7 protein-coding genes are annotated in these 22,079 nt (G+C 45.5%); 3 read left to right on the top strand and 4 right to left on the bottom strand.

What is annotated here, in order from left to right; genetic code table 11:
* Positions 1 to 41: 41 nt before the first annotated feature.
* Together MC7420_RS03340 and MC7420_RS43185 are read right to left on the bottom strand one after the other, a co-directional pair.
* Positions 42 to 12,293 carry a CHAT domain-containing protein gene (locus tag MC7420_RS03340; protein WP_006098575.1) on the bottom strand — a complete coding sequence of 4,084 codons (12,252 nt, stop codon included), beginning with the start codon at positions 12,291 to 12,293 and terminating at the stop codon, positions 42 to 44.
* Positions 12,294 to 12,376: 83 nt separating this feature from the next.
* Positions 12,377 to 12,502, bottom strand: a complete 126-nt coding sequence (locus MC7420_RS43185) for a hypothetical protein (RefSeq protein WP_269546243.1) — start codon at positions 12,500 to 12,502, stop codon at positions 12,377 to 12,379.
* Between the two features lie 539 nt (positions 12,503 to 13,041).
* Here MC7420_RS43185 and MC7420_RS03335 point away from each other — a divergent pair.
* The 3 genes from MC7420_RS03335 to MC7420_RS03325 all read left to right on the top strand — a co-directional run bounded on the left by MC7420_RS03335 (position 13,042) and on the right by MC7420_RS03325 (position 17,599).
* Complete coding sequence (locus tag MC7420_RS03335) at positions 13,042 to 13,791, top strand: ABC transporter ATP-binding protein (protein ID WP_006098630.1); 750 nt, start codon at positions 13,042 to 13,044, stop codon at positions 13,789 to 13,791.
* A gap of 485 nt (positions 13,792 to 14,276) precedes the next feature.
* A complete protein-coding gene (metG, locus tag MC7420_RS03330) occupies positions 14,277 to 15,959 on the top strand; it encodes a methionine--tRNA ligase (RefSeq protein WP_044204699.1) in 1,683 nt (560 codons plus the stop codon).
* A 281-nt stretch (positions 15,960 to 16,240) separates the two neighbouring features.
* Positions 16,241 to 17,599, top strand: coding sequence for a TrpB-like pyridoxal phosphate-dependent enzyme (locus MC7420_RS03325; RefSeq protein ID WP_006098348.1), 1,359 nt, complete (start codon positions 16,241 to 16,243; stop codon positions 17,597 to 17,599).
* A 1,000-nt stretch (positions 17,600 to 18,599) separates the two neighbouring features.
* On the opposite strand, the gene MC7420_RS03320 is transcribed toward MC7420_RS03325, so the two are convergent.
* Complete coding sequence (locus MC7420_RS03320) at positions 18,600 to 21,470, bottom strand: CHAT domain-containing tetratricopeptide repeat protein (RefSeq protein WP_006098365.1); 2,871 nt, start codon at positions 21,468 to 21,470, stop codon at positions 18,600 to 18,602.
* Between the two features lie 258 nt (positions 21,471 to 21,728).
* Positions 21,729 to 21,929 (bottom strand): hypothetical protein, encoded by a 201-nt coding sequence (locus MC7420_RS39085; protein ID WP_006098696.1) that lies wholly within the window; start codon positions 21,927 to 21,929, stop codon positions 21,729 to 21,731.
* Positions 21,930 to 22,079: the final 150 nt, after the last annotated feature.

Below are 22,079 nucleotides of genomic sequence, written 5' to 3'. Positions count from 1 at the left end.
TTCCTCAACCCAACCTACTTGCGTTGACTACAAATTACTCCTTACCAAGGACTTCCAATCATAGTAAATGCTGCCCAATAATAGGGATGTGAGAGAGACTGATCCCCTTGACCTTGTAATGCTGACGGTAAAGGAACAGGTTGTCCACTTCCCCGTAATTGTCCACCTTCTAAGCGCACCTCACCCTTGAGCATCGCTAACTGTGCTTGTCGTAAAGCTTCAGATTTAATTGGAGCGGTTTGTAACTTCCGATAAAACTCGGTCATCAATCCAGAAGTTCCTTCATCACTGACATACCACAAACTCGACAGCGCTGACTTAGCACCCGCTTGCACCGCTAATCCAGCAAACCCTAACTCCGCGTTTTCATCACCCACGGCTGTACGACATGCTGACAGGATTAACAATTCAATTGGGGTACGACGCTCATTCCAGCCTAATTCTCGCAGTTGGTTCAAACGCAGTAAATCATTCCACAAGAGAATATAGGAATTTTCTAGAGGACCCGGTTTGAATTCACCGTGGGTAGCTAAATGCACAATTGTGGCATCTTGGCTTTGGGTTTTGAGCGTTTCTAGGGTAACTTTTTCATTCAGGAAAGTTTCTCCATCGCGAATACTTTCAATGGTTTGAAGTTCTAGGGGGACAGCAGGTAAAGGACTCAGATTCAGCTCTTTCGCCAGACTACTGGATTCAGCCACTCCCATCGCTAAAACGGGAGCATTTTGAATATTGTTATAGCTGGTGTCGGTAATACTGAGACTAGGCATTAACCCCACACTGTATTTTTCCACTAAAAAGTTTTGACCATCATGGAGAGCCGCCACAGGTAATGAACGCAAACCACTATCCATAATGAACACCAGATTTTGAATGCCTTGCGCCTCTAACTCAGCTTCTAAGGGAGCGATTAACCATTCATACAGTTGTTGAGCGGGCTCTAAATAACTGGTGGTTCTTCGTTTAATCGGATTGGTGATTTCGCGGCGTAATTTTGTCGCCGTTTGAACAATCGTTTCTTGGGTTACATCAGGAAGACTAACAATCTTTTTCTGTTCAGCCGAAACCATTCTCAGTTCCAGGCGTCCGCCCACAAATGTAGCGTACATAAATGCTGGTTTTACCCCCGTTTGTTTCTCAATTTGCGCCAGGATTTTAGGTGCATCAGCCGGATTATTAACACTGGGTTTAGGTCCTAGGTATCCCGAAAAGGCATCGGTAAGAACACTATCTAATGTTGTGATTTCCAGATCAGCATCAGAAATTTGAGTGGTGAACGAGAGGTTCGGATAAATTGTGTTAAACGGTAGATTGGATGTAGAGGGTTGGCGGGGAATAATTTGAATATTATCCTGGCGAACGGGACGGGTAAAGGATTGCAGAGGTGCAATTGTTCCGGTAAATCCGTTGCCATTGGTAATTGCACCAGCTGTACCGTTTTGTTCAGGATTACCCACCTCAAAGGGATCTAAGGCACTGCCACCACCGTGACGAATAATAATCGGATCACCCCCTGTGGCAATACTGGCTTGTACACCTGTTTGAGAGGGAAAAATACCTGTCGCTCTGAAGTAACCATCAGTAGTAATATCAATCAATCCGGTTTCCGGGGGAATTACTCCTGGGAGAGTAGGTAAACCTTGAGCATTGATAGAAATTAGTTCAATCCCAGGTGATCCTCTTCTAAATTCCGGTTGAGCATTATTGATGGTAATTTGACCAGGCGAACCTAAAGTTGAACTGGAGTTAAGTTCTCCTAATATAATTTGACTCAATGTGGAAATAGTTTGTGAACCACCACCTGAAGCGCCAGATGAGTTCAGATTTCCGGTGGTAATATCTCCTACCTCGCTAGTGAGTGCGATCGCGCAGCCATTGCCGTTGCTGGATGAACAGTCTATATTCCCAGTGGTGATGGTGTTGGGAGCCGATACCGTTACATCTCCACCCCCTGTTGCTCCCGATGAGGTTAAGTCGCCGCTTTGGATTGCACCTGTCTCACTGTTGAGTGCGATCGCGCCTCCTTGAGCGGTTTCGGATGCGGTATCAATATTACCAGTTGTAATATTTCCAGGAGCGTTCAGAGTCACTGCACTTTCTTGAGTCTCTCCCTTGGCTGTCAAATCCCTGCTATCTATAGAACCTGATTCACTTGTAACATTAATTGCCCCGTCAGTTGAGGTGACATTAGCAGTAGTGATATTATCATTCCCCTCAACTTGTACGGTCTGTGCTTCTAAATCAGCCGTCGTGACACTTCCTTCGGTTGCTGTGAGATTTGCTGCACCCTGAGTTGCTGTAATCTTACCGTTACTGGTATTGATATCACCTGTGGTACTGGTGAGATTAGCGTCTTCCTCAGTAGTTACATTCGTCGTAGTCAGGTTATTATTTGCTTGTAGTTCTGCTCTCTGTGCTGTCACATCACCTGTCGTGATCTCACCGTCATTGGCGGTGAGATTGGCTGCACCTTGAGAGGCTTCAATTTTACCCTGGCTGGTATTGATACTACCTGTGGCACTGGTGAGATTAGCGTCTTCCTCCGTGGCAGTTACATTTGCCGTGGTTAGGTTATTTTGCGCGGTAATTGTCACCGTCTTGGCTTCGACATCAGCCGTGGTGACATCTCCTTGATTAGTGGTGAGATTTACCGCATCCTCAGTGGCAGTTACATTTGCCGTGTTTAGGTTATTCTCTGCGGTAATTGTCACCGTCTTGGCTTCGACATCAGCCGTGGTGACATCTCCTTGATTAGTGGTGAGATTTACCGCATCCTCAGTGGCAGTTACATTGGCTGTGTTTAGGTTATTCTCTGCGGTAATTGTCACCGTCTTGGCTTCGACATCAGCCGTGGTGACATCTCCTTGATCAGTGGTGAGATTTACCGAACCCTGAGTTGCTGTAATCGTACCGTTAATTGTGTTGATATCGCCTGCCTTACTGGTGAGAGTAGCATCTCCCTCATTGGCAGTTACATTGGCTGTGTTTAGGTTATTCTCTGCGGTAATTGTCACCGTCTTGGCTTCGACATCAGCCGTGGTGACATCTCCTTGATCAGTGGTGAGATTTACCGAACCCTGAGTTGCTGTAATCGTACCGTTAATTGTGTTGATATCGCCTGCCTTACTGGTGAGAGTAGCATCTCCCTCATTGGCAGTTACATTGGCTGTGTTTAGGTTATTCTCTGCGGTAATTGTCACCGTCTTGGCTTCGACATCAGCCGTGGTGACATCTCCTTGATCAGTGGTGAGATTTACCGAACCCTGAGTTGCTGTAATCGTACCGTTAATTGTGTTGATATCGCCTGCCTTACTGGTGAGAGTAGCATCTCCCTCATTGGCAGTTACATTGGCTGTGTTTAGGTTATTCTCTACGGTAATTGTCACCGTCTTGGCTTCGACATCAGCCGTGGTGACATCTCCTTGATCAGTGGTGAGATTTACCGAACCCTGAGTTGCTGTAATCGTACCGTTAATTGTGTTGATATCGCCTGCCTTACTGGTGAGAGTAGCATCTCCCTCATTGGCAGTTACATTGGCTGTGTTTAGGTTATTCTCTACGGTAATTGTCACCGTCTTGGCTTCGACATCAGCCGTGGTGACATCTCCTTGATCAGTGGTGAGATTTACCGAACCCTGAGTTGCTGTAATCGTACCGTTAATTGTGTTGATATCGCCTGCCTTACTGGTGAGAGTAGCATCTCCCTCATTAGCAGTTACATTGGCTGTGTTTAGGTTATTCTCTGCGGTAATTGTCACCGTCTTGGCTTCGACATTGCTACCTAGGTTTATGCTGTCCGCCGTAATATTAATTCCTTCTGGAGCAATCGTTGTAATTGTTTCACCTTCTTTTGCTATAACTTCTCCAGAACTTTCAATTACGAGCCTACCCAAATCTTGGGTTTCTGGGATTGAAAATTCAGAGCCAAAGCTTTGAGCCTCAACAGCACCTTGAAAATCGACTTTGCCAGCACCCGGTTTCAGCGTCAGGTCAAAGGATCGCAAACTACCATCAGCTAAATTCTCTTGTAAGCTGGAAACCGTTTTACCAAAGACAATTTCTCCTTCACTCAATCCATTAGTTTCAAAGGTTGTATCAAAGGTTGTATCCTCAATTAGGATAACGTGACCACTAAAGCTAATGGAACCTCCTCGGGTTCTAATCAAACCAGAAACCCGTGTTTGTTGAGCATTAACCCTCAAGCTATTAAATACAACTGTCGAGCTACCAATCAAGTCAGCATTCGTTGTTGTTTGGTCACCAATGGTTAAGCTATCCAGAGGATGGATAGTACCAACTTCACCGTTAAACAAGACCTTACCTGTACCTGGCTGGACTTGCAGACCATGTTCATTATCATCAATACCATTAACATTAGCATTAAAGGTAATGTCGCCTTGTCCAAGTCCTGTACTTAAAGAGACAAGAGGAGAGCCAAGGAACACCTTGTAGTTTTCTGCGTTATATTTTTCTGGATCAGGATTTTCTGGATCAGGATTTTCTGGATCAGGTTTGGCAAACCCCCCTAAGGTAATATCTTTGTTCTCTGTAGTAATGTCGGCGTTCAGGTTGATTGTGGGAGCAATGAGGGTAACCGAAGCATCATCTAAACCTTGAATATCTCCATTAACAGTAATCGAGCCTTCTGTTTCTGGAGTTTGGATTATCACAGGAGCGTTGAAAGTCGCTTGCTCAACTGTGACATCACCATTGCCTTGCTCTTGACCTATAGTTATAGACTCAAAGTTCTCTCCTTCAAAGTTCTCTCCTAGAGCGCCTAAGTCTTGTTCGGTGATATCTAACGTGTTAGTTCCAGTATCATTTGAACCACCAATAATAATATTTTGGTTCTCCGTCCCCGGTTCTAGCTCAATCGTGCTGTTACCAGTTACCGAATCTGCACCTCCAACTAGATTGATCTCGTTTCCTTGCAAACGCAATGAATGATCTCCTGCTGTCCAGGTTGATAAAGTTATAGTACCTGTACCAGCAATAACTTCTACTGGTTCTACTGAATTCGTTTGTGTTACTGCACCATTAAACGTAATATCAGCATTGTTGGTTTTGATATTAGTGCCAATATTGAAGCTATTATTAGTTAGATTAATCGCGCCTGTACGACTGTCTAGGACACCGTTCAAGGTTGTCGTGCCTATCCCGGCACTTTGAGTAATACTTGCTGCGGTAATTGAATTGACTGCTGTCACATCGTTGGCGTTGGTAATTGTTAGATTGCCGACAGGGTTTTCACTGCTTCCTACAGCACCATTTAGATTAATGTTGCCTGTACCTGCCAGCAGTTTAATATTTTTACTATTGCCTGTAATAGCTTCCTGGAAATAAATGTTTCCGTTACCAGTTCCCGTATCAACTTTGATATCTTGTGCAAGACTAAGATTGCCATCAAAGCTGATATCATCGTTACTTGAAGTAAAGCTAGTTAGCCCAGCACCATTGACATTAATATCTGCGGCTGTGTAGGTTTGTGTGTTTGCGTTGTAAGTTGTTCCAGTAAAGTTTATACTTTCTGCCGTCAGTTGGGTATTTGTACTGACTCCTGCGGCTGTATTACTACCAATACCCACGATATTAATTTCTTTAGCGTTGAAGTCTAGATTACCGAGAGCCGTACTACCCCCTATTATGTTTTTGGCTTCGATCGTCCCATCTCCTGCATCCACCGTCAACATATTTGTACCACTGGATAGACCATCGACGGTGTTTTCAAATATTATATTTCGTCCGTTGCTATTAAGGTTGATGTTGCTACCAATGATAACTGGATTGTCGTAGCGTTGACCGTTTCCTCCTGTCGTTGTCACATCCCCATTGAGTTGAGTACTCCCTCCAGTATTAGTCCTGAGACTAGTGACTTCAACTGTGTTTTTGAAGAGAGCCGTTCCCGTATTGTTAACTTGAACTTGAAGATGACCTAAAGATTGGTCGTTACCAATCTGATTGTTGAAGGTGATATTGCTAACACCACTATTGATGGTCAGGTTATGAGGAGCATCATCTTTACTATTAACCGTACTGTTAAAGGTAATATCTCCGTTTCCGGTACTGTTGAGAGTGATGTTGTTATCAAGTCGAACGTTATCATCGTTGTAGGTTTGACCTAATGTAGTCGTGATATTGTCATTAAGTTGTGTTTCACCGTCAGCATCTGTGGTAAGGCTAGCTGCTTGCACAGTGGAGTTGAAACGAGTCGTTTCACTGCTATTAGCTGTAATTGCTCTCAAACGATTACTTGTGCCTATCTCTCCAGCAAAAGTAATGTTGCCACTGCCTGAGGTGACAGTGAGATTTTGAGTTGCCGCGCTGCTGCCGTTCACTGTACCTTTAAAGTGGATAGTTCCCCCACCTGTTCCTGTATTGAGAGCGACATTGGCTATATTATTTGCGTCAACAGGAGCATCTAGTGTTGTGTTCCCCTCGATAGTAATATCGTTAGTAATATCGTTTTCATCGTTTTCATCGTTTTCAGTATTCAGGTTAGCTTTGAGTGTAGTTGCGCCTTTGAGGGTAATTGAGGCGTTACCGGTGCCACTGAGTTCTTGGTTGACACTAATTGTGCCATTCTCAGCCGGAGATTGAATTGTAATTGGGTCTGAGAAGCTGATAGGATTTTCATCCCCAATTGTTACTGCACCGGAGCCATCTGACCGTCCAATCGTGATACTACTAAAGCCATCTTGTAGCTGAGACAGGTCATTGTCTGTCAAATTGAGAGTATTACTGGCGTCAGTTGTGCCACCAATAACGATGTCTGTCTCTGGCTCTGTGGGTTGGAAGGTCACATCCCCATCGCCGGATACTTCGTCGCCAAAGTTAATCTCCTCCGCTTCTAAGATGACTGAGCCAGTTAATTTCAACTTATCGTTATAGGTTTGCCCCAGTGTTCCCAAAGTTGTGACATTGCCATTAAGTTGAGTTTCACCACCCACATTATTAGGATCAGTATCTGTGGTGAGGCTGTTGGCTATAACGTCAGATTTGAAAAGAGTCGTCCCACTGCTATTAGCCGTAATTGCTCTCAAACGATTACTTGTGCCTATCTCTCCAGTAAAAGTAATATTACCTGTGCCTGAGGTGACCGTGAGATTTTGAGTTGCTGCGCTGCTGCCGTTCACTGTACCGTTAAAGTGGATAGTTCCCCCACCTGTTCCTGTACTGAGAGCGACATTGGCTATACTATCGTCAACAGGAGCATCTAGCGTTGTGTCCCCCTCGATAGTAATATTGCGGTTTTCAGTATTCAGGCTGTTTTGAGTATTCAGGTTAGCTTTGAGTGTAGTTGCGCCTTTGAGGGTAATTGAGGCGTTACCGGTGCCACTGAGTTCTTGGTTGACACTAATTGTGCCATTCTCAGCCGGAGATTGAATTGTAATTGGGTCTGAGAAGCTGATAGGATTTTCATCCCCAATTGTTACTGCACCAGAGCCATCTGACCGTCCAATCGTGATACTACTAAAGCCATCTTGTAGCTGAGACAGGTCATTGTCTGTCAAGTTGAAAGTATCATCAGCATCAGAGCCACCAATGGCAATGGCTGTCCCTCTATTTCTAGGTTGAAATGTCACATCCCCATCGCCGGATACTTCGTCGCCAAAGTTAATCTCCTCCGCTTCTAAGATGACTGAGCCAGTTAATTCCAACTTATCTTGATAGTTTTGAACGCCTTGACTGCCGAAAATCGTTACATTTCCATTCACTTCAGTCACTTCAGTCACTTCGTCCATATCACCCTCGGTTTTGTCAGTGGTGAGGTTATTGGCTCTGACATTGGAGTTGAAGCGAGTTGTCCCACTGCTATTGGCGACAATGTCTCCTAAACGAGTATCATTGGTTGTGCCTATCTCTCCAGTGAAAGTAATGTTGCCTGTGCCTGAGGTGACAGTGAGATTTTTCTTGTTTCCCTCATTACTACTGTTAACTGTGCCGTTAAAGTGGATAGTTCCCCCGCCAGTACCTGTATTGAGAGCGACTTCATCCACATTAAGTGTTGTGTTCCCCTCGATAGTAATATTTTGGTTTTCAGTACTCAGGTCAGCGTTTAGTGTGGTTGTGCCGTTGAGGGTAATTGAGGCGTTACCGGTGCCACTGAGTTCTTGGTTGACGCTAATTGTGCCATTTTCAGCCGGAGATTGAATCGTAATTGGGTCTGAGAAGCTGATAGGAGTTTCATCCCCAATTGTTACTGCACCAAAACCCTCGGCGTGTCCAATGGTTATACTATTAAAGCCATCTTGTAGCCGTCCTAGTTCATCGTCTGTCAAGTTGAAAGTACCCTCAACATCAGAGCCACCAATGGCAATGGCTGTCCCTTTATTTCTAGGTTGGAATGTCACTGTCACTGTCACATCCCCATCGCCGCCGGATACTTGGTCGCCAAAGTTAATTTCATCAGCTTCTAAGATGACTGAGCCAGTTAATTTCAACTTATCTTGATAGTTTTGAACGCCTTGATTGCCGAAAATCGTTACATTTCCATTCACTTCAGTCACTTCGTCCATATCACCATCAGTTTTGTCAGTGGTGAGGTTATTGGCTCTGACATTGGAGTTGAAGCGAGTTGTCCCACTGCTATTGGCTTCAATGTCTCCTAGACGAGTATCATTGGTTGTGCCTATCTCTCCCGTAAAAGTAATATTACCTGTGCCACTGTTTATTGTTAGGTTGTTGTTCTGACCCTCTTTGCTGTTGAGTGTACCCTCAAAGGTTATGGCTCCGTTATTATTGGTACTGTTAAGGGTGATATTCTTGTCCACTCGGACATTATCGTTATAGGTTTGCCCCAGTGTTCCCAAAGTTCTGACATCGCCATTGAGTTGAGTTTCACCACCCACATTATCAGGATTATCAGGATCATCATCAGTGGTGAGGCTGTTGGCTGTGACGTTGGAGTTGAAGCGAGTCGTCCCCGTGGTATTGACGGTAATCGCTCCTAAACGAGTTTTATTGGTTGTGCCTATCTCTCCCGTAAAAGTAATGTCGCCTGAGCCACCGTTTATGGTTAGGTTATTTACTGTTGCTGGATTTTCTTCTCCATTTTCTGCTCCGCTGTCTCGGCTGTTTACTGTACCCTTAAAGCTTATTGAGCCGTCATCATTATTTGCATTGTTATTTATACTGTTAAGAGTGATATCATTGTCCACTCGGACATTATCGTTATAGGTTTGACCCTGTGTTCCAACAGTTGTGACATTGCCATTGAGTTGAGTTTCACCGTCAGCATCGGTGGTGAGGCTGTTGGCTCTGACATTGGAGTTGAAGCGAGTTGTCCCACTGCTATTGACGGTAATTGCTCCTAAACGAGTTGCATTAGTTGCATTACTTGTGCCTATCTCTCCAGTAAAAGTAATATTACCTCTGCCTGAGGTGACAGTGAGATTTTTCTTGGCTCCCTGGTTCAAGCTGTTGAGTGTACCCTCAAAGCTTATTACTCCGTTATTCTGGCTGCTGTCAAGGGTGATATTCTTGTCCACTCGGACATTATCGTTATAGGTTTGCCCCAGTGTTTCCAAAGTTCTGACATCGCCATTGAGTTGAGTTTCACCACCCACATTATCAGGATTATCAGGATCATCATCAGTGGTGAGGCTGTTGGCTGTGACGTTGGAGTTGAAGCGAGTCGTCCCCGTGGTATTGACGGTAATCGCTCCTAAACGAGTTTTATTGGTTGTGCCTATCTCTCCCGTAAAAGTAATGTTGCCTGAGCCACCGTTTATGGTTAGGTTATTTACTGTTGCTGGATTTTCTTCTCCATTTTCTGCTCCGCTGTCTTGGCTGTTCACTGTGCCCTTAAAGCTTATTGGAGCGTTATTCTGGCTGCTGTCAAGAGTAATATCATTGTCCACTCGAACGTTATCGTTATAGGTTTGCCCCAGTGTTCCCAAAGTTGTGACATCACCATTGAGTTGAGTTTCGCCACCTACGTTATGAGGCTCCTTATCGGTGGTGAGGCTGTTGGCTGTGACGTTGGAGTTGAAGCGAGTCGTCCCCGTGGTATTGACAGTAATCGCTCCTAAACGAGTTGCATTACTTGTGCCTATCTCTCCAGTAAAAGTAATGTCGCCTGAGCCACCGTTTATGGTTAAGTTATTTAATGTTGGTTGATTTCCTGCTCCGCTGTCTCGGCTGTTCACTGTACCCCTAAAGCTTATTGAGCCGTTATTCTGGCTGCTGTCAAGGGTGATAGAATTGTCCACTCGGACATTATCGTTATAGGTTTGACCTTGTTGTCCTGGAGTTGTAACGTTGCCATTGAGTTGAGTTTCACCGTCAGCATCGGTGGTAAGGTTGTTGGCTCTGACGTTGGAGTTGAAACGAGTCGTCCCCGTGGTATTGACGGTAATCGCTCCTAAACGAGTTGCATTACTTGTGCCTATCTCTCCAGTAAAAGTAATGTTACCTGTGCCTGAGGTGACAGTGAGATTTTTTTTTGCTCCCTGGTTCAAGCTGTTTACTGTACTTGCAAAGCTGACATTCCCCCCACCTGTATCTGTGTCGAGGGTGACATGTTCAGTGAGCGTGACTAGACTGCTGAAACTAATATCCTGATTTTGCGTGGTGATATTACTACCTAGGGAAACCGTTCCGCCTCCGGTTTGGTTGAATGCTCCATCTAGTTTCAGATTTGCACCAGAGGCAATGGTGAGTGCGCTACTGCTATTGACACTTAGACCTCCCTTGAGAGTTACACCCGCATTGATATTGACAGTTGCGGCATCCAAACTCAGATTATAGCTGTCGGTATTACTGCTGGCATCAATATTACTGTTGACATCAATCTTATTATTAGCAGCAATTGATACATTGCCACTATCTAGCATTGTGACTACTTTGTTCGCAGAAATGTTGAATGTGCCACTACCATCTGCTGCCAGGATTTCGCTATCATCAAGCTGGTTGTCGTTGGTGGTATCTGTGTCAATAATGACGTTTTCGGGATCTAACAGTAATTGACCCCCTTCTCCTAAAGGCGAACTTACATCTACCCAACCATCGAAGTCTAAATTTTGCTTCCCTGAGGTTTCGACAAATCCTCCATCTCCCCCTTCTATTCCACCTCTGGCGGTGATGGTTCCGTAAAAGCGGGTGGTTTGGTCTGACCAAACAAATGCATTTCCTCCATTCCCCTGATTTAAAGCATCAACATGAATGGTTGAGTCTTCGCTGACAAAAGTCACCTCAGCATTGGGTATGGGTTCTTGACCTTTGTACCCTCCGCCGACTCGCACTGTCCCGCCACCATGGGTTCCTGATGCGTCTACGTTGGCGGCTATTAGACCAACTTTATTGCCAATGACATTAATCTCACCCCCAATTGAGGATGAAGACACAGCGGCTGAGTCCCCTACAGCCTCTATGTTAGAAACATCAATTTCACCGGATACGATCGCAACTCCTGTCTCTTGTGGTAAGGTGACTCCAGTCTCTGCTAGTTGTACATCGCCCGATTCGTTAACCTCGACGCCTGTATCAACCTCCTCACCCGAACCCGTTAATAATTCGGCTAAATCCCCCGGTTGGACGGGTAACACTTCTCCGTCTGGAGTCCTTGGTGCTTCAAACTCTAGAGATAATAACCCCCCAGGGCGAGAAATTTTGACTAAATTGGAACCGGGAACGGCTGCAACGGTAATGCTTCCCCCTGGTGCGGTGAGTTTCCCGGTGTTAACGACATTTCCAGCAAGTAGGGTTAAGTTTTTCCCTTCTGATACCGCTAAGTCGCCTGCGTTGACAATACTTCCGGGTTCGGATACATCGAAAGCAAATTGGTTAGGTGTGCCGACTAAGTTGTTATAATCATTTGTGCCAATGGCATTAAACCAATTACCATCGCCAAAACCGATCGCGTCGGCGGTGGTGACGATAAAGTCACCAGGGACATTGAGTTGGGCATTCGGACCCAAAATAATCCCAGCCGGATTCATTAAGTATAGGTTGGGATTGCCGCCTGTGACCTGAATTAACCCGTTAATCACAGAGGCGTCACCACCCACGACGCGGCTGAGAATATTATTTAAATCTGGATTAGCTAAAAAGTTGGCGACTTCTTCGGGCTTCACGCCAAACTGCTGGAAACTGTGGAAGAGGTTTTTGCCATCAGAAGACAAACTCCCACCGGAAATATCGATGCGGTTCCCATCCGGTGTGACAATTGTCCCTGTACCGTCTGCTGCGGGAATCGGCTGCGCCAGAACTAGGACTTCAGAGGAGGTGCCAAGGCTGAAAACCCAAAGCCAAAATCCGGTAACAGCGGCGGTTAAAAGATGTACTCTGTTCATGGCTGATTCATTAACCCAGCAGAGGTTGGGTTTCAAAGGGACTTTTAATAATATTCCAGCGTTGCCAGATCTATATATTGTATCTAACACATCTGCCAAGCTGCGATCGCACTCACTCTTTTTCGGCTAACCATCTCACCCAAGTCAGTCTCTGGGAGCCAGGGTGGCGTTTCCCAGGAGGGTTTAAATTCAGGGGTCATACGACTCACCAGAGTTGAGTCTGGGGCAATTCACTTGGCTGGGCAATCTAACTCAAAATACTTACTCTTGCTCGCATGATAACCGACTTTAATCAGATTTAACCTGCTCGTCAAGCTTAATTGAAAAAGATTAACAATTCTCAAATGAGTTAAGCGGTGATGTAACTTAATATTTAGTCGTGAATAAGCGGTTCGGCATTTAAACCTTAATGTCAAAAACGGCACAACCCTTGTAATGCGTTAAGCGAAGCCATGCCGCAGGCTTTGCATCTTGCTCGCTACCCATTCCCAATTTAAATGCGTGACAGCTTAACAAGCATTAATTGAGTTCCTGCTTGTAAATTCAAGGGAGTTCAAAAACATTTTGGATATCAGTCCCTCGTTTCAACCCCCTCCCTGACAGTCTCACAAGTATCACCCGGCAACGGATTTGATCCGTCAGGATTCGCTATCATCCAGATCATGGCTCTTTATCTGAAGAGAGTTTAACTTGGGCTATTTATGTTATATTTCTTTACAGATAGACCCGGACTGTCGCTTATATCAATGTGGTTGTGTCTATAAAAAGCCGAAACCAGCTTGATCGGCGCTCAAGCGATCGCAAACCGAAGCAATGGGATACCATCATTGCTGAAAGCGTAACGATGGAATATAAATCCGGCAATCAGCGCTATCAAGTACTCAAAGGGATTGACTGGCAAATTCAGCGCGGTAATATTCAAATCCTTATGGGACCATCGGGTTCGGGGAAAACGACGTTCCTCTCTATCCTGGCGGGACTACTGACCCCTTCATTGGGCAATGTATACCTACTGGGAGAAGAGATCACCAAAATGTCCAGCGCCAAGCTAGCCCGCTTTCGGCGAAACAATATTGGCTTTATTTTCCAGCATTTTAACCTGTTTCCGGCGCTAACGGCAGCCGAGAATATAGAAGTTGTGCTGAATATTAAAGGGATTCGGGGGACTAAAGCGCGATATCAGGCACAGGAGTTGCTCGAACATGTTGGATTAGAGATGCACGCCAACCAACGCCCTGCTAACTTGTCTGGGGGACAGAAGCAACGAGTCGCGATCGCACGTTCCTTAGCGGGTCATCCTCAGATTATCATGGCAGATGAACCCACGGCAGCACTCGACTCAACCAGTGGACATCGGGTAATTGAATTATTGCGGCGGTTGGCAAAGGAGGAAGGGTGTACAGTACTGATGGTGACTCATGACCCCCGTATCCTGGATGTCGCTGACCGAGTAACCTATCTCGAAGATGGGATTGTGAAGACATCTGGCATAACTTGACGCACAATAGTCTTAAGGTAAATGCCACTGACTTTAGAGTTTGTAGTCAGCGCTTTAGCGCTTCTGGCACGCTTCGTGCCTACTACGAACCCAGCTTAAGTCAGTGCCATTCGTCTTAAGGTGAATGGCAGGCTCCAGTCAGCCCTGAACTAAAGTACTCGAAGAGAAGCCGCTACTCTTCGAGAACGCTTCGCGAATGCGTCTACGGGCTTAAAGCTTAAACCCGTTAAAACGGGTTCAACGACTGATTGAGTAAGCTCGATTTTATTTCTTGGCGTCCAAGTTGGCGACATTTCACTTAAGGAGCGTGACATTAAATCACTCCTAGTTCGTAGTTGCGCTGTCTTCACCCTAAACGCTCACATCGCTGACTACAAACCTTGAAACAGGTTAGTCCATTTTAATGGACTTAAGCGTTTAGCCAAGAACTTGAGTTCTTGGCTGATGCTAACGCTGTACCCTTTGGCACATTCTACGTAAAATTTATGCAGTATCTGATTACAAGTGCGTTGCCCTATATCAATGGGATTAAACACCTGGGAAATTTAGTCGGTTCTATGCTTCCGGCTGATGTCTATAGCCGTTTCCTGCGACAGGAAGGCGAATCGGTTCTGTTTATATGTGCCACAGATGAACATGGTACACCGGCTGAATTAGCCGCATTAGAAGCCGGATTAGATGTCACCACCTATTGTCAAAAACAACACGAACGGCAAGCGGAAATCTATCGCGGGTTTGGACTGTCTTTCGACTATTTTGGTCGCACATCCTCGCCAGATCACCATGAGTTAACCCAGCATTTCTATCAACGCCTCGATGAAAATGGCTTCATGGAAGAACGGGAAATTCGTCAGGTTTATTCTCATGAAGATAATCGTTTCTTACCCGACCGATATATTGTTGGCACTTGTCCCTATTGCGGATACGATCGCGCTAGAGGGGATCAGTGTGAGAATTGTACGTCGGTATTAGATCCCACGGATTTGATAGAACCCCGTTCTGCTGTATCAGGCAGTACAAATCTAGAAGTCCGTACCACTAAACATTTATTCTTAAAGCTGACTACCCTTAGTGATGAAGTGCGTTCCTGGGTAGATAATCAGCAAGAGTGGACGACTCTGACTAGATCCATTGCCCTGAAATGGTTAAATGAAGGATTACAAGACCGTTGTATTACCCGCGATTTGAGTTGGGGTGTGCCTGTACCCCGTCCGGGATTTGAGGGTAAAGTATTTTATGTCTGGTTTGATGCTCCCATTGGCTATATTTCTGCTACGAAAGGATGGGCAAATCAACAGGCTGAAGCGGATAATTGGAAATCGTGGTGGTATGATTCCCAAGATATTCGCCATGTTCAATTCATGGCAAAAGATAATTTGCCATTCCATACAATTATGTGGCCCGCGATGATTCTGGGAACGCGGGAACCTTGGACAATGGCGGATGATATTAAGGGCTTCAATTGGTTAACCTATTATGGCGGTAAATTCTCCACCAGTTCCAAACGTGGGATATTTTCGGATCAAGCTTTAGAGATTGTACCCGCTGATTACTGGCGCTATGCCTTAATTGCTATGTCTCCAGAATCGGCTGATTCAGCGTTTACCTGGGAATTATTTCAAATTAAGATAAACAAGGATTTGGCAGACAATCTGGGTAATTTTGTTAACCGAATACTCAAATTTGCCAATAGTCGGTTTAAAGGAGTAATTCCAGAAGGGGGAACGCCGGGAGAGGCGGAACAACGGTTGCAGGAAAGTTGTGAAAGTTTGATAACGAAACTGAGTAATTGCCTGCAAAATCTGGAGTTTCGCAAAGCCGCTGAAACATTATGTGCGCTGTGGACAGTGGGGAATCAATATATTGACGAACGCGCACCTTGGGCGCTGTTTAAGCAAAATAAGGAAGAAGCGGCGTTGGTGATTCGCACCTCTATTAATCTGATTCGGTTGTATGCGATCGCGTCGAATCCATTTATTCCGTTTACGGCGGAGAAAATCTTCGATGCGTTGCAGTTATCGGAAACAGAGAGAACGCAAAGGTTAACTCAGGCGGTGGATTTTAATGCCTTGGTAGCGGGTCGTTCTTTTGCGGTTCCGCCTCCTCTATTTCGCAAGTTAGAGGATACAGAAATAGAAGAATTGCGCCAACAATTTGGAGGCGAATAATTCAGAGTGAGACGTGTAATAGCACGTCTGGGATATGGGAAAGCATCATTTGGCTTCCCCATGCAAAAAAAGCGAAGCAACATCTGGTCTCCCCCCTGGAACAAAAAGCGAAGCATCCGCTGGCTTCCCCCTTTTTAAGGGGGACGGGAGGGGGATCTAATAGGGGGACTTTAACGGTAGCAGGGTGTGTTAATACAGGCGTTGCCGCTATAACGAAACACTATAAGATAAAATAAATCTCACTATTCTGAGGCAATTAAACTCTCATCAAACGAACCAAGATGCAGATTAAATATACCCTTTCTGAAGACAAAATGCCCAAAGCTTGGTACAACATCCAAGCAGATTTACCCACACCTGTACCTGGTGTTCTCAATCCCGCCACGGGTCAACCAATTACGCCGACTGACTTGGAATCCCTGTTCCCGATGGCATTAATCAAACAAGAAGTCAGTACCGAACCGAACATACAAATTCCTGAGCCTGTACAATCCATTTATCGTCAGTGGCGCCCGACTCCACTTTATCGCGCCAGACGCTTAGAGAAACACCTAGATACACCAGCTAAAATCTATTACAAATATGAAGGCGTGAGTCCAGCCGGAAGTCATAAACCTAACACTGCTGTTGCTCAAGCCTACTATAACAAAGAGGCGGGAATTCAATGTTTAACCACAGAAACTGGCGCGGGACAATGGGGTTCAGCTTTAGCCTTTGCGGGGGCATTATTTGACTTAGAAGTTGTGGTTTACATGGTCAAAGTTAGCGCCCAACAAAAGCCCTATCGCCGCGCTTTAATGGAAAGCTATGGTGCCAAGGTGATTCCAAGTCCGAGTCATGAAACTCAAGCCGGACGCGCAATTCTGGCAGATAATCCCCAGAGTACAGGCAGTTTAGGGATTGCGATCGGTGAAGCGGTGGAGGTAGCGTTAGGGAATAAAACGGCGAACTATGCGTTGGGTAGTGTACTAAATCATGTTCTCTTACATCAAACCGTAATTGGCTTAGAAGCACAAACCCAATTAGACATGGCGGGAGATTATCCGGATATTATTGTTGCTTGTACAGGCGGGGGAAGCAACTTTGCCGGAATTGCTTTTCCCTTTCTCGGTGCAAAGTTACGGGGTGAACAGAAAACGACTCGATTTGTCGCTGTAGAACCTACTGCTTGTCCGACATTAACTAAAGGAAAATATGCCTATGATTTTGGCGATACGGCACATCTAACTCCCTTAGTAAAAATGCACACATTAGGCAGTTCCTTTGTACCGCCAGGGATTCATGCCGGAGGTTTGCGCTATCACGGAATGAGTCCTCTCATCAGTCATTTAGTTGAGTTAGGGTTAATTGAACCCCGCGCCTATCCCCAATTAAGTTGTTTTGCAGCAGGGGTAATGTTTGCCCGTACTGAGGGTATTTTACCTGCACCGGAAGCCAATCACGCGGTTAAAGGGGCAATTGATGAAGCCTTACGTTGTAAGGAAGAAGGGATTAGCCGCACGATTTTATTTAATTTATGTGGTCATGGTCATTTTGATATGCAATCCTATATCGATTATCACGCGGGACGATTGCAGGATAGCGAATATAATGAACAAGAAATTGCTATGGCGTTAGCGGGGTTACCTGTTGTTTCTTAGGAATTACGGATAAAATCAAATCCACGTAGGGGCGCACCGACGTGCGCCCTTTATTTAATGGCGTGCGCCCTAATTAAGGTATATTTACCCTGGAAAAACTGCTCAACCCCGTAGGGTGGGTTAGGCGGGATTTAATAGAGGCGAATAACCATTCAATGAAGTATCCGCTGTAACCCACCGATGTTCAGGTGAGGAATTTTAAAAGTTTGTAGTTTGTCGTAAGGGATGCGAGCCTATCTTTGCTTAAATTACAGATTCCTTGAACAAATTGAGTTCAAAAGCGCCATTGAATAAAGGGCGGGTTTTGTTGTTCATTTATGGTTAAGCCACCCAATTTAGTCCCTAAACCCGCCCCTACAATAGATTGATATTTTTACATTAGTGTCGTAGGGTGGGTTAGGCGGCATTTAATCGAAGCGAATAACCATTCAATTAAGTGTCCAACCTAACCCACCGATGTTCAGGTGAGGAATTTCTAAAGTTTGTAGTTTGTCGTAAGGGATGCGAGCCTATCTTTGCTTAAATTACAACCCCTTGAACAAATTGAGTTCAAAAGCGCCATTGAATAAAGGGCGGGTTTTGTTGTTCAGTTATCGTTAAGCCACCCAATTGAGTTCCTAAACCCGCCCCTACAATAGATTGATATTTTTTATTTACATTAGTGACGTAGGGTGGGTTAGGCGGCATTTAATAGAGTCGAATAACCATTCAATGAAGTATCCGCTGTAACCCACCGATGTTCGTAGTTTGTAGTAAGAGAACCTTAGCCTATCTTTGCTTAAATTACAGAACCCTTGAACAAATTGAGTTCAAAAGCGCCATTAAATAAAGGGCGGGTTTTGTTGTTCAGTTATCGTTAAGCCACCCAATTGAGTCCCTAAACCCGCCCCTACATTCTTGCTCCCCTCTCCCCAGAGTGGGAGAGGGGTTGGGGGAGAGGGGTTTCTTTAACTTAAAACGCATAACCTCAGTGCGCCCCTACATTATCCCCCCATAAAAATCATCGCTCCATCGGTGTCCAATCCCCCGAAGGAATAAACGCCGCCCAATAATACGGATGCTGATATTCTCCACTCTCTATCATCTCCAACTGCGTCTGACGCAACGCCTCACTGCGTCCCTGATTTTCCCTTAATTTCTGATAGTAGTTCACCATTAAATCCTTCGTCGCCGTATCGGAAACCTTCCACAAACTCATCACCTGACTCTCCGCCCCCGCTAAGACTAACGCCCGCCGTAATCCATAGATTCCTTCCCCTGCATCAATATTTCCTAATCCTGTATCACAAGCGGATAACACCACTAACTTGGTTCCGACTAAATCTAAGGCTGAGACTTCCTGCGCCGTGAGAATCCCATCCTCTCCGCCATCGTCACCGCCTACGCTGTATCCGGCTAAGACTAATCCAGATAGGAGTAAAGGGTTATTATTAATTGTGTCTGCTCCAGCTTCGGATTGGGGATTGGATTCAAAGAAGCCGTGAGTGGCAATATGTAAAATTGAGGGACTATTGACCTGTTTTACCGCTCGTTCTGTTGCTCGATTTCCCATTAATGGGGTAATATTTAATAACTGACCAATCGCTTCAGCTTCCTCAGCGGTTCCGGGGAGAGGAGCAAAGGTTATTTGGGATAAATCAATAAAGCGAATGTCAGCAACGAATTCACCGGGACGCTGAAAGTAGGGGTCAGCAATCAGTACCGGATTATCGTGACTTGGAAAAGGGGTTTGTAGTCGCAGTAAGTCCCGTCCAGAGGTAAGATAGGTAAAGGAATAGGTTTCCACTAAATAGCGGTTACTTTCATCAACTAAAGCTTCAAAGGGAATCAAACTGAGAGCGCCATCGGGAGCAATCAGGATATGGCGAGAATTGCCAAGCTTTTCTCGAATTGGTGCCATGATTACTTTATCTAATGCACGAGCCGATTGTTGAATTAGGGGAATGGGAAGTTGAGTACCGTTTTGGAATAGTTGGCGAAAATCCGTTATTCTTTTCTCAATCGTATCCGCTGCACCTAAATCAATCGCTTCCGGTTCTCCTGTGGAGGAGAGAATGTAAGCCGCATAACGCGGTGCATCATAACTATCATCACTGGGATTGTAGGGAAAGTAGCGTACCAGTTCCACTAATACCGCATCGTCGGGAATTAAAGGTTGAATCGTTTCGATAGTGACGGGTTTCGATTCAATCCGGAATTGTTCACTGTGGCGAGACAGTTGATTTTCCAATTGTTGCACTCGTTGTTCTACCGAGGCGAGTTGAGTGCGGTAGTCTTCTGAAGCTGAGATTATATCATTGTCTGATGTCTTATATATTAGATTAGCCAGTTGACTATAAGCCTCAGAGAGTTCATCTAATAATGTCTGGTTTTCAGGAGTCAGGTTTTGGCGCAGGCGTTGCAGACTATTGGTGGACACATCTAAAATGCGTCCCTTGCGTCGGAAGATGGTGGTTAAGGCTAAGTTAGCGGCTTTGGGATTATTGGGAGCATGATGGAGATGGAACGAGGGAGCAAAATTGGTACTCCCAGATAGGGTTTGTAAGTAATCCCGTTTCTGGCGTTCAAATCCAGAGGCGAGGTTGTAGGCGAGGTTGTATTCTTCGACATTTAATCCTTGTTGGAGGAAGGTGAGGGTATTGTCGATGTCATTGAGATTGGCGTAGAGTAGAGCTAGATTATTCAGGGATTGTGCTACATCAGGATGTTCTTCTCCCAGGAGGCGTTTACTCATCTCTAAGGCTTGGCGATAGAGGGGTTCGGCTTCAGAGTAGCGTCCTTGATATAAGTACAATCCTGCCAGATTATTCAGGGAAGTTGCCACATCAGGATGTTCTTGTCCCAGGAGGCGTTTACTCATCTCTAAGGCTTGGCGATAGAGGGGTTCGGCTTCAGAGTAGCGTCCTTGATTATCGTACAATGCTGCCAGATTATTCAGGGAAGTTGCCACATCAGGATGTTCTTGTCCCAGGAGGCGTTTTCTCATCTCTAAGGCTTGGCGATAGAGGGGTTCGGCTTCAGAGTAGCGTCCTTGATTATCGTACAATGCTGCCAGATTATTCAGGGAAAGTGCCACATGAGGATGTTCTTCTCCCAGGAGGCGTTTACTCATCTCTAAAGCTTGGCGCAACAGGGGTTCGGCTTCTGTGTAGCGTCCTTGACTTTGGTACGATCCTGCCAGATTATTCAGGGAAGTTGCCACAGCAGGATGATCCTGTCCCAGGAGGCGTTTTCTCATCTCTAAAGCTTGGCGCAACAGGGGTTCGGCTTCTGTGTAGCGTCCTTGACTTTCGTACAAATATGCCAGATTATTCAGGGAGGTAGCTACCAGAGGATGTTCTTCTCCCAGGAGGCGTTTATACATCTCTAAGGCTTGGCGATAGAGGGGTTCGGCTTCTGTGTAGCGTCCTTGACTTTCGTACAAATATGCCAGATTATTCAGGGAGGTTGCCACATGAGGATGTTCTTCTCCCAGGAGGCGTTTTTTCATCTCTAAAGCTTGGCGATAGAGGGGTTCGGCTTCTGTGTAGCGTCCTTGATTTCGGTACAGAATTCCTAAATAATTTAGGCTATAGGTAATATCCAGATGGTCTTCCCCATAAACGCTCTGATAAAGCCTCAGCATCCGTTCGGCTAAGGGAATCGCCTCATTATATTTCCCTTGATTGTAGAGTTGTTCAACTTGCTGCTTGAGTCGGTTGGCTTCCGCTAAGTCATCGGTGGAGTTAGCGATGAGGGAGTCTGGATGGGGGAGGGAAGACGGAGGCGGTGATTGACTCAGGGCGATTTTGGGGAGGGATAGGGATAATCCCGCTAGGGATAAGCCTGTGATGAGTAGGAGTGTGGGGGGATTGTGCCAAGTTGTCTTCATGGTTGTTTCCTTTCCCTGGTTGAGTGACCCTATGATTGCTTTAGTATATCTTGGTCTTATGTCATTCGTCATTCGTCATTTGTAGAAGGCGCGATCGCACTTAATTATCGGGTGAAATGAAAAGGCGCGATCGCACATTGAACAAAGGGTACACGTCATTAAACAAAGGGCGGGTTTTGTTGTTCAGTTATCGTTAAGCCACCTAATTGAGTTCCTAAACCCGCCCCTACGAATGGATATTGGCGGAATCTGGGATAATTAATAGGTGCGATCGCACTTGATTATTGGGTTGAATGAAAAGGCGCGATCGCACTTATTATCGGGTGGAATGAAAAGGCGCGATCGCACTTGATTATCGGGTGGAATGAAAAGGCGCGATCGCACTTGATTATCGGGTGGAATGAAAAGGCGCGATCGCACATTAAACAAAGGGCGCACGTCATTAAATAAAGGGCGCACGTCTATGCGCCCCTACAGATGGATATTGGGGGAATCTGGGATAATTAATAAGGATGCTTCGCTTTTTTTGCACGGGAGAAGGGGAACCGGATTCTCTTGCTCCCCTCTTGCTCCCCTCTCCCAAGCTTGGGAGAGGGGCTGGGGGTGAGG

The sequence above is a fragment of the Coleofasciculus chthonoplastes PCC 7420 genome (assembly GCF_000155555.1).
GTDB classification, from domain to species: domain Bacteria; phylum Cyanobacteriota; class Cyanobacteriia; order Cyanobacteriales; family Coleofasciculaceae; genus Coleofasciculus; species Coleofasciculus chthonoplastes_A.
This window is presented reverse-complemented; position numbering and strand designations above follow the sequence as displayed.

Coding starts and splice junctions, on each gene's coding strand:
- MC7420_RS03325 (WP_006098348.1), top strand. CDS start 16,241: ATGCAGATTAAATATACCCTTTCTGAAGACAAAATGCCCAAAGCTTGG.
- metG (WP_044204699.1), top strand. CDS start 14,277: ATGCAGTATCTGATTACAAGTGCGTTGCCCTATATCAATGGGATTAAA.
- MC7420_RS03320 (WP_006098365.1), bottom strand. CDS start 21,470: ATGAAGACAACTTGGCACAATCCCCCCACACTCCTACTCATCACAGGC.
- MC7420_RS03340 (WP_006098575.1), bottom strand. CDS start 12,293: ATGAACAGAGTACATCTTTTAACCGCCGCTGTTACCGGATTTTGGCTT.